Here is a 14,105-nt window from a genome sequence, read left to right as displayed (position 1 = left end):
GGACGATGGCCCGGCTCCCGGTTCTCCGGGGCCGGGCCATCGCCGTAAGGTCCCGCTCCGGTCAGCCGGTGAGGTTGGCCAGGCAGGTGGCGTCGTCGACGTGGGCGGGGTCGAGGGCGTGGCGGACCTCGTGCTCCACGACCGGGTCGACGGCCATCAGCACGTGGTCGGGGAGGTTGGCCGGGCAGAGGTCCTGGACGAGGACGTTGTGGACGTTCGGGCCGTTGAGGAACTGCGACTGGTACGGCGTGACCACCTCGTCGAGGCGAGAGGCGATCACCCAGTACGTGACGCCGGGCAGGGTGTCGCCGCCCGCGTTGAGCCGGGTGAGGGTGTCCGATCCGACGAGCTGGTCGGTGCAGGCCGGGCAGAGCGAGCCGACCACGTCCGCCGCGCCGGGGAAGGACTGGGCGAGCGTGTTGAGGCCGTCCAGGGTGGTCCCGTGGTTGCTGGGCGCCAGCCCGACCAGCGTGTGCACCTTGGCCGCGCCGCCGTCGAACTTCATGTAGTAGCGCGGCATCATGCCGCCCTGGCTGTGGCCGACCATGTCGACCTGGTTGGTCCCGGTCGCCGCCAGCACCCCGTCAACGAAGGTGGACAGCTGCTGCGCGGAGTCCGCGACCGGCGCGATCGCCCGCAGCACCGGGACGTTGGCCTCCTCGCCGTAGGTGAGGGCGAAGACGCAGTACCCGTTGGCGGCCAGCGCCGGGGCGATGGTCAGCCAGTTCACCGAGCCGTTCGCGAAGGTGCCGTGCACCAGTACGACCGGTCGGGGGTGGGCGGAACTCGGCTTGCACGACCAGTCGTTGGCGCCGGGAACGCCCGGCGCGGCCAGCGCCTGGGCGGCGGCGACCGGGTCCGCCTGGGCCGCGCGGCCGGCGTCGGCCTGGGCGGGTGCGGCGACACCGACCAGGGCCGCGCCGAGCAGCGTGCAGCCGGCGGCGAGCGCGGTGAGGCGGCGGCGACGCAGGGTTCTCGGGGCTCTCGCGGGCAGGGTGGATGCGGTCATGGCAGTCCTCCAGGGTGGGGGGAGGTGCGAGAAGGGTGGGGTGCGGCGGTGTGATGGGGGCCACACCGCGGTACTCGCGGGTAAGTTACTGCTGGGTCCACACCTTGGCCAGACGACGCGCGCGAAGTGGCACCCCATCGGGTGAACCGTGCCGACGACTGCTGACGGCTACTGACGCCGGATGAGATTGCGCAGGTGGGCGACGTGGGCTTGGACGTCGACCAGCGGCTCGCGGGCGAACGTGGCGGGCAGCGGATCGCCCTTGCAGGTCCGGCAGAGCCCTCCGGGCAGCGACTCGGGGCGTCCGGGGACGCGGCACTCCGTGCACTCCATGATGCGGCGGGGAGGCGGCTGGTCATCCACAGGCTGTGGAGCGGGGGACGGCAGAGGAGGCGCCGGCGGGAGCTTGTCGACCAGCCGCCTGCGGGCGAACCCGCCCGGGCTGTGCACTTCCGGGGGCAGCCCGGCGGTCAGGGCGGCATGCAACTGGTGCACGGTGGACCCGAGTTCCAGCCAGGCGGCGGCCAACGGCTCCAGCTCGGCGCAGTCACGCGCGGAGAGCGCGAGCCGGGAGTCGACCAGCGCGAGCGAGGAGAGTGCCTCGTAGGCGTCCGAGCGGGGCGGGGCGGGCGGGCGGTAGGGCCCGTACCCCTTCGAGCGAAGCACCTCGTACTGACGCGGCGCCACCGGTTCCGGTGAAGGTGCGGGCGGCTCGTCGTCGGGCTCAACGGGCTCAACGGTCTCGACTGTGGGCGACGCGCCCGGGGGCTCCTTCAGGAATTTCTCCCACCAGGCGTCGTCGCGCGGGGTCCGCGAGAAGTACGTCCGGTGGACCCAGCGGGTGCGCCCGTTGCCCACGTTCTCCCGGATCCGGCGTAGGTAGCCGCCCTCCGAGAGTGTCCGCAGTGCGGTCCCGACGCCCTGCTGGCCGTAGCGGGGTTGGGACTTGGCGAGGGTCTTGGTGTCCATCGCGGCGCCGTCCGGCAGCTCGTCGATGAACCTGGCGAGGTACGCCTCCCGTTCGGCCAGCTGTGCGAAGTCGCGCTTGCGACGGCGGCGTTGGCCCGGCGCGGACCGCTTTCCGTAGCCCGGAGAGGCCATCGGGGGGTGCTTCGGGGAGGGGGCGGCGCTAGAGTTGGCAGTAGCCACAGGATCGACCTTGATCTCGATCTAGTAGGTCAAACCCCCGTCAGGTGTTCCACCACCGGCGGGGGTTGTTCGTTGTGGCGAACCGTACGCAGAAAACTCATAGCGTGTCCAGTCGGTCACAAATAGTCATATCCCGTGGTGCGCGCGGGTCTTGGGTGGGTGGGTGGATTGAGTTACCTACCGTTCGTCTAAAGCAGGGCTGGGCTCCCGCGTCTCGGATCTAGGCCGGTTGTACGATCAGTCCATGGCCATGATCATTTTCCTGAACGGGACATCGAGTTCGGGCAAGTCGACGCTCGCAGCGGAGTTGCTGCAGACGCTCGACGGCCCGTTCTTCCACCTCGCCGTGGACGCCTTCGGCGCGATGCGGGCCAAGGTGGAGATCGCCCCGGAGGACCTGGACGACGTGCTGCGGCGGACCCGGATGGGCTTCCACCGCGCCATCGCCGGCATGGCGGCGGGCGGCAACGACATCGTCGTCGACCACATCCTCAGCGAGCCCTGGCGGCTCTCCGACCTGCTGGACGTCCTCGCGGACCACGAGGTTGTCCTGGTGGGCGTGCGCTGCCCGCTGGAGGAGCTCGAGCGCCGCGAACTGGCGCGCGGCGACCGGCCCTCGGGTCTCGCCGCGATGCAGTACGACCGCGTCCACGCCCACGGCATCTACGACATCGAGGTCGACACGTACGCGAGCAGCGCGGCGGAGTGCGCGCAGCAGATCAAGGCATACCTGAACAGCGGCCCGGCACTGACAGCCTTCGACCGCCTGCGCAAGGAAGCCGCCGCCGACGCCTCGAACAGCTAGGCAACCCCACCGGCCGGAACGCTACGTCCGATTGCCGCCAGCAGCCTGCGCTCGGTTCACGGAGAGTCGGTGACGGCTCGTGCACCGCATGGCGAGTCTCTTCAGCCCACATCCTGCGAGAGGCGAACGAATGCATGTGGTCCCCGGGCTCAAGGTGCTGTACTTCGGGACACCGGTGGTGCTGATCAGCACACGCAACGAGGACGGCACCGCGAACCTCGCGCCGATGTCCTCCGCCTGGTGGCTGGGCCAGTCCTGCATGCTCGGTCTCGGTAACAGCGGCCAGACGACCGCGAACCTGCTGCGCGAACGCGAATGCGTGCTCAACCTGCCGTCATCGGCGATGGTCGACGCCGTTGACCGGCTCGCGCTCACCACCGGGAAATCGCCCGTGCCGGACCACAAGGTGAAGCAGGGCTACCGATACGAGCCGGACAAGTTCTCAGTCGCGCAGCTGACCGAGCAGGCATCGGAGCTGGTCCTGGCACCCCGGGTCGCGGAATGCCCGGTCCAGCTGGAGTGCAGGGTCGTCTCGGCGTCCCCCTTCGGCAGTCCCACGCCTCATGCCACCGCCTTCCAGGTCGAGGTCCTTCGCGCCCACGTCGAGGAGGCTCTGGTCATCCCGGGGACGCACCACGTGGATCCGCTCGGATGGGACCCGCTCATCATGAAGTTCTGCGAGTTCTTCGGCGGTGGACAGAACATCCATCCGTCAAAGCTCGCCGAAGGCTGGAACATGCCGCATCAACTCCAGGCGACCTAGCCCGCCGTGTGCGAGGCGGCGAAGGAGACAAAGTCGGCCCAGGAGGCGGCCGAGAAGGCGAGTTGGGGCCCGGCCTGGTCCTTGGAGTCCCGGACGTGGACGGTGTCTGTGGTGGGGGCGACCTCGATGCAGTCGCCTCCCCGATCGTCGCTGTAGCTGGACTTGGACCACGGCAGTTCCGAGTTCATAGCTCCTCCGCCAGTTTGCCGATGAATCGAGCCGACTCCTGGGTGCTGAGGGCCTGCATCCGGATCAAGCCGTGACGCTGCGCGATGGTGCTCACCCTGACTTGATGGTCTCGTACTCGTAGTTGGCCTCCTTGCACAGCTGCTCGCGGGTGACCCCCGTCCGATCGCGCCAGAGCTTGATCTGGTTGCCGCAGTATCGCTATGCCATTGGCGACTGGGAGGCCTCGTTAGTCACCGCACAACCCCTGCCCTCTCCGGGTACGACGTGCGTACTGCCGTATTTCGTACGCGCGCCGTGGCTTCCGAGGCTACGTCCCGACCAGCACCGTTGGAGTCACGATCGGCGGAATCCCCCCTTCAGGGCGAACACCTGACGCCCAAACATCCGCCTTGCACTCCAAGGACGCGCGCCCATGGCCGCCTACTCCACCGCCCCAATCTCCGACGGCGTCGAGTGGCACCTGACCAGCCATCCGCGCAGCGTCGGCCGTTCCCGCAAGCTCCTCCGCGGGCAGGCCAAGGTGTGGAATCTGTCCGACGACGCCACCGAGACCGCCGCGCTCCTGCTCAGCGAGCTGATGACCAACGCCTGCTGCCACGCCCGAGTCCCGGCCGACCGCTACATCGCCGCCCGCTGCCTCCTGCGCGACGGAACCGTCCGTGTCGAGGTCTCCGACTCCGACGCCCAACTCCCGCACCCGCGCCACGCGTCCACCGGCGACGAGTGCGGCCGCGGCCTCGCCCTCGTCGCCGCCCTCGCCGACGCCTGGGGCGCCCACCCCCGCCCCGGCGGAATCGGCAAGACCGTCTGGTTCGAACTGGGTCGGCTCTAGGGTCCGGCCTGGCGACAACCACCGGACTTTGCCGCACTGGTGACGGAGAATCATGAATCGCTCAAAAAAGAATCCTGCCTCTGCGCGCGGCCGACGACTATCTTGGTTGGCGCCCTGTAGAGATCTTGGAAGGAGCGCCCAGTACTCCAGCCGTAGATCGTGATCACGGATGGGACGGTCAGGCCCGGGACGCTCCGAGGAACCGCAGCACGGCCAGGACGCGGCGGTGGTCCGCGTCGAGCACGGGCAGGTCAAGCTTGGCGAAGATGTTGACAAGCAGCGGCAGGCCCTCTCCATGAACACCTGGTCAGGGGTGCGGCTTTCGCAGACCGTGACCAGTGGGGAGCCGGGCTGAGTGACCCTCTCCCGCAGCGAGCCGAATTGCCTTTGGTGATCATTCCAGCGATGAGTACGCTGAGCCGGGCCATCAGTCCCAATCATCATCGAAGAGAATCTGGGGGGCCTGTGGCTCACCGCCGTCTCGTAACGATGGCTGCCGTCATCGCGGTCAGCGTTGCCCTGATACCGAGTCTGGCCCAGGCGGCTGACTCACCTTCCACTGCCGCCGGTACCAGTGCGGCGGTCACCGCCGACCTGACGAAGGCCGGGGCGTCGAACTTCCACACCTTCAGCAGCCCCGAGAGCAAGGCGATCAGGGCGCAGAAGCAGAGCACTGCGCCGAAGAGCCGTGCGGCGACGACCGGGAAGACGATCTACGCGAGCACCTCCTACCCCAGCTGCCAGACCGAGATCGGTACGGGCACTCAGAACAGCCCGTTCTGCAAGGTCCAGGACGCGGTGGACGCGGCGCAGTCCGGTGACACCGTCGACGTCTTCGGCTACACCGGGTACTTCAGCTCGGATCCGGTGACGGTCAGGACGTCGGGCATCTCGATCGTCGGGACCAGCGACCAGTCGTGGATCCAGCCGACCAACGGCAAGCCCGCACTCGTCCTGGACCATGTCACCGGAGTGACGGTCAGCAACATGATGCTGACCACATGGAACTCGTCCGCGGTCCAGATCATCGGGTCGTCCGGCATCACGCTGGACTCCTCCTACCTGACCACCGTCGTGAGCCCCAGCGGTACCGCGTTCACCGGCCTCACCATCGACGGTGCCTCCAGCAACATCACGGTGAGCCGGACCTTCGTCGCCGCGGGAAACTGGGCCCCGGGCACCAAGGCCATCTCGGTCGCCGCCGGCGCGAGCCAGATCACGCTGGCCAGCGACGTGCTGGCGGCCGGGATCAGCGCCACCGGCGTGAACGGCCTCAACGTGGTGGGCAACACCATCCAGCGCGACTGCGACTCCGGCATCGACGTCGAGGGCACGTCCACCGGCGTCCACCTCGAGAACAACCTGCTGGAGGACACCGACCCGGCCGGGAGCACCTCCAGCGGCTCCAGCGCCAAGTGCGCGGCGGCAGGGCAGACCTGGGCGCCGCACATCACCGTGTCCGCCGGGTCGGGCGCGGGCACCACGGCCGACTACAACGACTTCTCCACCAAGGCCGCCAACGCCACCGCACCGTACAGCTGGGCGGGCACGGCGTACCCGACGCTCGCCGGGTTCCTGAGCGGCACCACCCAGGGCGCGCACGACACGGTCGACACCGTCCAGCCCACCCCGGTCGTCTTCCGGATGAACGGACCCACCCCCGGGGCCGACGCCCGGCTCGTCACCGGTTCGGCCGCAATCGGTTCGGCGAACCCGAACGCACCCGGCGCACTGAGCACCGACTTCTACGGCTACGGCCAGTACACCAGCCGGGGCGCGATCCAGTTCCTCGGCGGCAACCCCACGATGGCGCTGTCCGTCACCGGCGAGGACACCAGCGCGTACGGCGTCTCGATCACCGCGAACGTGACCAGTGCCGCCGTCCCACTGATCGTCACCTTCGACTGGGGTGACGGCCTGTCGGACTTCACGAGGTCGACCGGCAGCGGCAAGGTCCCCTGGTCGCACCACTACGCGAAGCTGGGGAAGTACACGGTCACGGTGACCGTCAGCGACAGCACCAACGACGTGCTGGTCAACACCGTCACGGTGCAGACCGCAGGCTCGGACTACACGGCATACGGGCCGACGCGCCTGCTCGACACCCGCACCGGCGGCGTGGCCCAGGTCAAGGCCGGTGCCACCACCCGGCTGCAGATCGCCGGGACCGGCGGCGCCGGCGGCGTTCCGGTCGGGGTCGATGCCGCGGTGCTCAACATCACCGTCACCAACCCCACCACCAGCGGTTTCATCAGTGCCTTCCCCGAGGGCGCCGCCAGGCCGAGCACCTCGAACGTCAACTTCACGGCCGGGCAGACCGTCCCGAACCTGTCGATCGTGCCGGTCGGCGCGAACGGCTACGTGGACCTGTACAACAGCGGTATCGCCGACGTCGACCTCGTCGTCGACATCGACGGGTACTTCACTCCGAGCGCGTCCAGCGGCTACACCCCGGTGGCCCCCACGCGCCTGGTCGACACCCGTGACGGCACCGGCTTCGCCGGCGGCCAGATCGGTGGGCGCACCCACTTCAACGTGAAGATCGCCGGCGGCCTCGGCGGCAACCTGCCGCCGTCCGGCATCACCGCCGTCGCGCTCAACATCACCTCCACCGGCTCCTGGAGCCCCGGCTTCCTGACCGCCTACCCGGACGGCGTCGCCACCCCGACCGCCTCCAACGTCAACTACAGCGCCTGGCAGACCGTCGCGAACTCGGTGATCGCGCCGGTCGGCGCGAACGGACTGGTCGACATCTTCAACGGCGGCGTCGCCCCCACCGACGTCGTGGTGGACGTCGTGGGCTACTACAGCCTCGCGGGACCCAGCGCCTACCTGCCGGTCACCCCGCAGCGGCTGCTCGACACCCGCGCACCGTCCTGGAGCAGCGGGCCGCTGGCCGCCGGCGACTACATCTACATGCCGCTGGGCGCCGGCGACACCTCCATCACCGGCTTCGTGCTCAACACCACCGTCACCGAGACCCAGGGCGGCGGCTTCCTCACCGTCTCCCCCGACCCCAACACCCTGGCCTCCTACCAGGGCAACTACGCCAGCTGGCCCAACCGGCCGACCGGCTCGTCGCTGAACTGGCTGCCCGGACAGACGGTCGCCAACCTGGTCCAGGCGACCCCGGGCTACTCCGGCATCATCGATGTCTGGAACACCGGCTCCGGCAGCACCCAGCTCGTCGTCGACGCCTTCGGGTACTACCAGAACTACTGACCCACCAGCGGTACCCGACACACCACCGGGGCCCCTGCAGCGGCGATCCACGCCACCGCAGGGGCCCCGGGCCGTCCGCCGGCGCCAGGACAGGGCATGCCTGCGGGTGATCGTCGGCGCTCGCGCCTCGCTGCTGCGCCGTCCAGCAGCCAAGCCAAATGGCCCGCCAACCGGTCGGGTTGACCATCAGCTCGGTCGAGCAAACTGCACGAGGAGCGGCCACAGCGCCGCAGAAGCACATCTACTCCGACATTGATCTCACAACTCCCTTACCTCACACAGCATTTGGCCACTAACCCAACCGACCCGTGCCAACGGCGGGGCGCGTCCAGTAGGACAGCCCTGCCGTTGGGCATGTCGCCAGTGCGGCAGCGGCCGCGTGAGGCCGGCGGCCGGTCAGTCCGCCGAGAACCAGCAGACGTCCCCGGAATCGGGCGACTTCCCAGCGCTTCCAGCTTCGCTCGGATCCGGACCAGAGAACCGGCGGCAGTCGACTCCCACGGCACGAACGGGTGGTCCGGGTCCGCGCTCAGATCCCCCGCCTGGGCACCCTCGCTCAGCAGATCGCGGATCAGCCGCAGGCACAACTCCCGCTCCGCCGGGCGCGAGTAATCGTCGCCGAGCAGCTCGGAGAGCTGCCAGACCTCGATGTCGCCCTTCGGCATGCGCACGCCTGTCGCGTCCTCCTGGCCGATCCTCGGTGGGAGTTCAATCCGGTGTTCCCGAGGGGGAGTTGTGCATCGTCCGGCCGGCTACCAGCAGTCGCCGTCGCGCCAGTCGCAGGTGAGCTCGCCGGACAGGTCCAGCGGGGCGCTGCCCGGGAGGACGTAGATGTAGCCGTCCTCCTCCGCCGTGCGCACCACACCCTCTGGGGTGAGGGCCGAGGTCGGGCCCTGCCAGAGCTGCCAGCCGCGCGCCGCGTAGAAGTCGCCGGCCGCGTCGGCGGCGCCGAGCGCGCCCAGGTCGTACGCGCGCCGGATCATCCGCTCCAGCGCCTGCATCATGGCGGCGCCGTGCCCTCGCCCGCGCCGGTCCGCCCGCACGCCGACGCCCTCGACGTAGCCCGCACGCAGCGCCCGTCCGCCGTGCAGCAGCCGCCGCTGAATCACCGACGCGTGCCCGACGACCTCGCCGCTCTCCCATACCAGCGCGTGCACGCCGCCCAGCGCGTGCTCCCAGTCGGGGTCGGTCATGTCGTCGAAGACGTCGTAGAGCAGGGCGCGCGCCGCACCGAGCGCGGCGGTGTCCAGATCCGCGGTGTGAGCGATCTGCAGCTCGATCATGCCTTCAGTGTGGCAGTGGCCCAGTTCTTCAGCGGCTCAGTGTCCAGGGTGACGCTGACAGGGCTGGGCAGACTGACCGTCCGGCCGAACGGGAGGGTCTGGGTCCACTCGTACCGGACGCCGCCCGGTTGGCTGCGGACGGTGATCTCGCAGGCGTCCCGGTCGATCAGCAGGTAGACGGGGATGTTGGTCTCGGCGTACGCCCGGGGCTTCTCCACGCGGTCGCGCTGGTTGGTGTCGGAGTCGTAGGAGGTGACCTCGACGACCATCAGCACCTCGTCGCTGTCGGCCCATTCCCCGTGGCCGACGAAGGCATCAGCATGGGCGAGCGCGCCGTCGGGGAGGGCGCGGCCAGTGCGAGCCGCCTGGACCTTCAACCCCTGCCGGTGCAACCACAGTTCGGGCCGGGACCGGAGACAGCTTCGGGTCAGCCACTCCATGATGCAGCCGTGGTTGCCGTCCGGCTGCTGCTTGACCCCGAGCCTCCCGTTGAGGAACTCAAGGCGCAGGCCCTCGACGGCGCGGGGAGCGACGCGTGCAAGCTCCTCGAACTCCTCAGCCAGCATGGGTGGGTCTCCATGGAGGGTCAGCTCAGGCTGAGGTCGATCTCTGCCGGGAAGGGCACGACCGCCTTCACCGTCCCCGTGAACATCGGGCCGTCGCGGTAGGTGTTGTCCGCCGGATCGAGCACGTAGGTGTACACCAGCGGAACGCGGGTGGCGGACTGCTCGATCCGCCAGTAGAACGGGATCCCGGCCCTGGCGTACTGCTCCACCTTCACGATCCGGTCGGTGGTCTCCGAGCCGGGTGAGACGACCTCCACCACCAGCAGCACGTGCTCGGGGCGCGTCGGTGTGACGTCGATAGTGTCCGCGCGATAGACGACGACATCGGGGCGGCGGTTGTTGAGCGGGACGTCCTGCAGGCGGACGTCGAAGTCGGTGTCGGCGTTCCACTCGGTGCCCGCGGCGGCGTCCAGGGCGTTCGCGAGGATGCGCGCGAGGCGATTGTGCCTCTTGGAAGCACTGGGGCTCACGACGATCATCCCGTCCACGATCTCGATGCCTGCGCACTGCTCCTCGGACCAGGAGTCGTACTGCTCGGCGGTGATCTGGGCGTGCATCCACGCCGGCGCGACCATTTCGGCGGTCATGGCGTACCTCCCTGGACCTGCTCCGCGGGCCTGATGCTGCTCTCGGCTCAGCGTACTGCCCGGGCAGTACATCAACGGGTTCCCCCGAACAGAGGCAGTTGGACGCCGAGCGGTTGCGGTTGCGGCTGGGCAGGGCGCAGGGGTGTCCGGCAGGATGGTCCGGGCCGCCGCTGTGCCGGGGGCGGTTCGAACACTGGGACCCCGCGCTCTCGGTGGCTTCGGCGGCGACCCGCTGACGGGGCGCCATGGGCCATGCCGGATCATGGCGCGGGTGTCGGGGGCGAGGCCCGGCCGACGGAACTGGCCGACGGAATACGAGGAGCGGGACCACGTGATCGGACGGGCGCTGAACGGCCGCTACGAACTCGTCGGCACGCTGGGCGTCGGCGGCATGGCCACCGTGTACCACGGCGTCGACCGGGTGCTCGGGCGGCCGGTGGCGGTCAAGGTGCTCAACGGCGGGCTGGCGGAGGACCCGCGGTTCGCCGAGCGGTTCAGCCGCGAGGCGCAGCACGCCGCGATGCTCGCGCACCCGCGGATCGCCATGGTCTTCGACTCCGGCATGGACGCGGGCTCGGCGTACATCGTCATGGAGCTGATCCGCGGCCGCTCGCTCAGCTCGCTGCTGGCGGAGGGCGGACGGCTGCCGGTCGAGCGCGCGGTGGGCATCGCGGCGGCGGTCTGCGAGGCGCTGGAGGTGGCGCACACGGCGGGGCTGGTGCACCGGGACATCAAGCCCGGGAACATCATGATCACGGACGACGGCGGCGTGAAGGTCGTCGACTTCGGCATCGCCCGGGCCAGCGCGTCCGGCCAGCAGCTGACCCAGACCGCCTCCGTGCTCGGCACCGCCGCCTACCTCTCGCCCGAGCAGGCCACGGCGGCCGAGGTGGACGGCCGGACCGACCTGTACGCGCTGGGGTGCGTACTGGTGGAGATGCTCACCGGCGAGCCGCCGTTCAGCGCGGAGACGCCGGTCGGCATCGCGTTCAAGCAGGTGACCGAGGAGGCCTCGCCAACCGCCTTCCGCCGGCCCGAGGTGCCGCCCGCGCTTGATGCGGTGGTGCTGCGGATGCTGGCCAAGCGGCCCGCGGACCGCCCGGCGAACGCGGCGATGGCCCGGGCCGAGCTGCTCGCCGCGATACCGGTGCCGGGTGCGCAGGACCGCACGTCAGAGCTGCTGAGCGGCCCGATCACGGACCCGGTTGGCGCTCGGACGACCGTCCTGCCCGCCACGCCGTTCCCGGGGTACGACGCACCTCCGCAGCCCCCGTACCGGCCCGCCGCCGGTGCGCCCACCTCCGTGATGGCACCGCTGCCGGCTCACTTCGACGAGGAACCCGTACCGCGCAGATCGCGCCGCGGCCTCGCCCTGGGGCTCGGCGTGGCGGGCCTGGCCGGCGCCGGGCTGCTGGCCGCCCTCGCCTTCTCCGGACCGGCCAGCAGCAGCCCGCAGCCGGCCAAGCCCCCGGCCTCCGCCTCGACCGCCGCTCAGCAGGCGCCGACGACCCCGCCCGCCTCCACGCCCCCGCCCGCCCCGTCTGCCTCCGCCGCCAGGCAGGCGCCGCCGGCCGCGCTCACCGCGCTGCGGGACGAGGTCGCGCAGGAGCCGCTGCCGCCCGACCGGCAGGCGGCGCTGCTGAAGACCCTCGACGCGGCCTCGGCGGCCTGCTCCGCCGGCCATCAGCCGGAGGCGATCACGCAGCTCAAGTCGGCCCAGCGCCAGGTCCGCGACCTGTCGAAGAAGCACGGCGTGGACGGCGGTACGGCAGCCTCCTGGCAGCGCCAGCTCAGCTCGATCATCACCACCCTGGGCGGCGGAAACGCGCCGGCAGCACCCACGGACAACAGCAACAGCAGCAACTCCGGCTACGACAACTCCGGATATGACAACTCCGGCTACGGCAGCGGCGACAACGGCTGAGTCTGAGCCTGATCCGAGGCTCCCGACGCGCCCCCGAACACCCGCCGCGAGGCGTCCTCGCACGCCAGCCGGTGCATCGTGGCGAGCAGCGCGTCGCCCAGCACGGTGCCCAGGACCGCGCCCTCGACCAGGTGGTCGGGGTCGCCGGTCCGGCTGCCCAGTACGGCCAACTCGGCCGCCGCCAGGCGTTCCGCGGCCGTCGCGTACTCGTCCAGCAGGCCTATCAGCTCGTCCTGGCCCAGATCGCGCAGGGTGAGCAGCAGGTGGGCCAGCGCGGCGCCGGCGGGGCTGCCGGGCCGCACCTGCCAGCCGCGCTGCCGCACCCAGGCGTCGGCCTCGGCCAGCGCCAGCTGCCACCGCGGGTCGGCGCAGCCGCTGGACGGCGGGGTGACGGCCTGCTGGGCGACGCCGAGGGTCTCGTGCAGCGACACGTCGGGCGCGTCGATCGAGGCCAGCACGGATCGGGCCGAGGCGATCGAGAGGCCCCCGGTGTCCAGCAGCGCCCGGACCAGTTTCAGCCGGTGGAGGTGCCGTTCGCCGTACTGCGCCTGGTTGGGGCTGGTCAGCTCGCCGGCCGGGAGCAGGCCCTCGCGGAGGTAGTACTTGATCGTGGGCACCGGAATGCCGGCCCGGTTGCTCAGTTCCCCGATGCGCATGGTCCCGGTGCTCCTCTCCCACCCGTGATCGGCGGTGGCCGACAGCCTAGGGCGCCCGGGCCGCGGCCTCCAGTGTGGAAGCATGGCCGCCGAGGGTTTTCCGGGCGGACTGGGGGAGTCGGTATGGGAACGGTCGCGGACGTCCGGGCGGTGGCGCTCTCGCTGCCGCGCACCGAGGAGCACCTGATCCGGGACCAGGTGAAGTTCCGGGTCGGCCGGATCGTCTACCTGGGGTTCTCCCGCGACGAGAGCGTCCTCGGGTTCGCCTTCCCCAAGGAGGAGCGGGACGCGCTGGTGGCGTCCGACCCGGACAGGTTCCTGCCGCCGCGGCCCTCCGACGCGCGCTACAACTGGGTCCAGCTTCGGATGGCGGCGTTCGACGCCGACGAGCTGCGCGAGATCGTCACGGACGCCTGGCGGATGGTGGTGCCGAAGAAGGTCGCCGCCGCGTACGAGGCGGCCCAGTACGGTGAGTTGCCCGACGGACCGTCCTTCGCCCAACTGCGCGCCGCAGCCGAGGTCTTCAACGGGTACGGGAGCGTGGACGCGGGCTGGGAGCGCTGGTCGGCGGCGACCGCCGGCGCGCCCGACCTGTCGCTCCCGGAGCACCGCGAGGCGCTGCACCGCTGGCTCAACTCCTGGGGCTGCCGCCTCCGTTACCCGCGCGAGGGTGAGCCGGACCTGCTCTCGGCCGGCCTCGCCTCCTGGTGGCAGCGCCGCGGCGCGCACCTCCCGGCCGTCCCGCTGTCCAAATTGACGGACCATCAGATCACGGACCTGGCCGACGGATACGCCGAGTTGGCCGCAGTCCCGGTCGCCGGCGGCCGGTCCGCCCGCACGCTCGGACCGACCGCCGCGGCCAAGGCCCTGTACGCGCTGCGCCCGGCCGCCGTGATGCCCTGGGATGCGGCGATCGCCGTCCACCTGCACGGCGCCCGGGACGGCGAGGCCTTCGCGCGGCATCTGCGCTGCGGCCGCGCCTGGGCCCGGGCGGTGCTGGCGGAGTCCGGGCTCGGCGAGCGGGAGTTGCCGGCGGCGGTCGGCCGCCCGAGCGTCCCGCTGGCGAAGGTGCTGGACGACTACCTCTACGTCACCATCACCGCGGGACAGACCCTCTGAA

At 70.6% G+C, this 14,105-nt stretch carries 13 protein-coding genes and 1 pseudogene; 6 read left to right on the top strand and 8 right to left on the bottom strand.

All coding sequences use genetic code 11. From position 1 onward, the window contains the following. Positions 1–61 precede the first annotated feature (61 nt). Positions 62–1,009 carry an alpha/beta fold hydrolase gene (locus P3T37_RS24020; protein ID WP_280725886.1) on the bottom strand — a complete coding sequence of 316 codons (948 nt, stop codon included), beginning with the start codon at positions 1,007–1,009 and terminating at the stop codon, positions 62–64. Between the two features lie 168 nt (positions 1,010–1,177). After that, a complete protein-coding gene (locus P3T37_RS24015) occupies positions 1,178–2,110 on the bottom strand; it encodes a MarR family transcriptional regulator (protein ID WP_280725885.1) in 933 nt (310 codons plus the stop codon). A gap of 292 nt (positions 2,111–2,402) precedes the next feature. Between P3T37_RS24015 and P3T37_RS24010 the strand changes: the two genes are divergently transcribed. Further along, positions 2,403–2,963, top strand: a complete 561-nt coding sequence (locus P3T37_RS24010) for an AAA family ATPase (protein WP_280725884.1) — start codon at positions 2,403–2,405, stop codon at positions 2,961–2,963. 130 nt (positions 2,964–3,093) lie between these two features. After that, positions 3,094–3,726, top strand: a complete 633-nt coding sequence (locus tag P3T37_RS24005; RefSeq protein WP_280725934.1) for a flavin reductase family protein — start codon at positions 3,094–3,096, stop codon at positions 3,724–3,726. Here the strand turns inward: P3T37_RS24005 and P3T37_RS24000 are convergent. Beyond that, complete coding sequence (locus tag P3T37_RS24000; RefSeq protein ID WP_280725883.1) at positions 3,723–3,914, bottom strand: DUF397 domain-containing protein; 192 nt, start codon at positions 3,912–3,914, stop codon at positions 3,723–3,725. The genes P3T37_RS24005 and P3T37_RS24000 overlap by 4 nt on opposite strands. A gap of 413 nt (positions 3,915–4,327) precedes the next feature. Between P3T37_RS24000 and P3T37_RS23995 the strand changes: the two genes are divergently transcribed. Then, the gene (locus P3T37_RS23995; RefSeq protein WP_280725882.1) at positions 4,328–4,747 is read left to right on the top strand and encodes an ATP-binding protein; all 420 of its coding nucleotides are present in this window, start codon (positions 4,328–4,330) and stop codon (positions 4,745–4,747) included. A gap of 178 nt (positions 4,748–4,925) precedes the next feature. Here the strand turns inward: P3T37_RS23995 and P3T37_RS23990 are convergent. Continuing rightward, a pseudogene (locus P3T37_RS23990) lies at positions 4,926–5,024 on the bottom strand (DNA-binding response regulator); the annotation flags it as partial. Positions 5,025–5,236: 212 nt separating this feature from the next. On the opposite strand from P3T37_RS23990, the gene P3T37_RS23985 reads away from it, so the two are divergent. Then, on the top strand, positions 5,237–7,969 hold the full coding sequence (locus P3T37_RS23985; RefSeq protein ID WP_280725881.1) for a right-handed parallel beta-helix repeat-containing protein: 2,733 nt from the start codon (positions 5,237–5,239) through the stop codon (positions 7,967–7,969). Positions 7,970–8,721: 752 nt separating this feature from the next. On the opposite strand, the gene P3T37_RS23980 is transcribed toward P3T37_RS23985, so the two are convergent. From P3T37_RS23980 to P3T37_RS23970, 3 genes are read right to left on the bottom strand one after another with little or no spacing between them, the layout of a single operon-like run. Continuing rightward, positions 8,722–9,252, bottom strand: coding sequence for a GNAT family N-acetyltransferase (locus P3T37_RS23980; protein WP_280725880.1), 531 nt, complete (start codon positions 9,250–9,252; stop codon positions 8,722–8,724). Further along, a complete protein-coding gene (locus P3T37_RS23975) occupies positions 9,249–9,818 on the bottom strand; it encodes a Uma2 family endonuclease (protein ID WP_280725879.1) in 570 nt (189 codons plus the stop codon). The genes P3T37_RS23980 and P3T37_RS23975 overlap by 4 nt, the downstream gene beginning before the upstream one ends. 20 nt (positions 9,819–9,838) lie before the next feature. After that, positions 9,839–10,405 (bottom strand): Uma2 family endonuclease, encoded by a 567-nt coding sequence (locus P3T37_RS23970; RefSeq protein WP_280725878.1) that lies wholly within the window; start codon positions 10,403–10,405, stop codon positions 9,839–9,841. A gap of 331 nt (positions 10,406–10,736) precedes the next feature. On the opposite strand from P3T37_RS23970, the gene P3T37_RS23965 reads away from it, so the two are divergent. Continuing rightward, positions 10,737–12,329, top strand: a complete 1,593-nt coding sequence (locus tag P3T37_RS23965) for a protein kinase (protein ID WP_280725877.1) — start codon at positions 10,737–10,739, stop codon at positions 12,327–12,329. On the opposite strand, the gene P3T37_RS23960 is transcribed toward P3T37_RS23965, so the two are convergent. Continuing rightward, positions 12,305–12,985, bottom strand: coding sequence for a MerR family transcriptional regulator (locus P3T37_RS23960; RefSeq protein ID WP_280725876.1), 681 nt, complete (start codon positions 12,983–12,985; stop codon positions 12,305–12,307). The genes P3T37_RS23965 and P3T37_RS23960 overlap by 25 nt on opposite strands. Before the next feature lie 123 nt (positions 12,986–13,108). Here P3T37_RS23960 and P3T37_RS23955 point away from each other — a divergent pair, with 123 nt between their 5' ends. Next, positions 13,109–14,104 (top strand): MmcQ/YjbR family DNA-binding protein, encoded by a 996-nt coding sequence (locus tag P3T37_RS23955; protein WP_280725875.1) that lies wholly within the window; start codon positions 13,109–13,111, stop codon positions 14,102–14,104. Position 14,105: the final 1 nt, after the last annotated feature.

Source organism: Kitasatospora sp. MAA4 (assembly GCF_029893355.1).
In the GTDB taxonomy this organism is placed as follows: Bacteria; Actinomycetota; Actinomycetes; order Streptomycetales; family Streptomycetaceae; genus Kitasatospora.
Note: the sequence above shows the minus strand (reverse complement) of the source record. Positions and strands in the feature narration are given on the sequence as shown.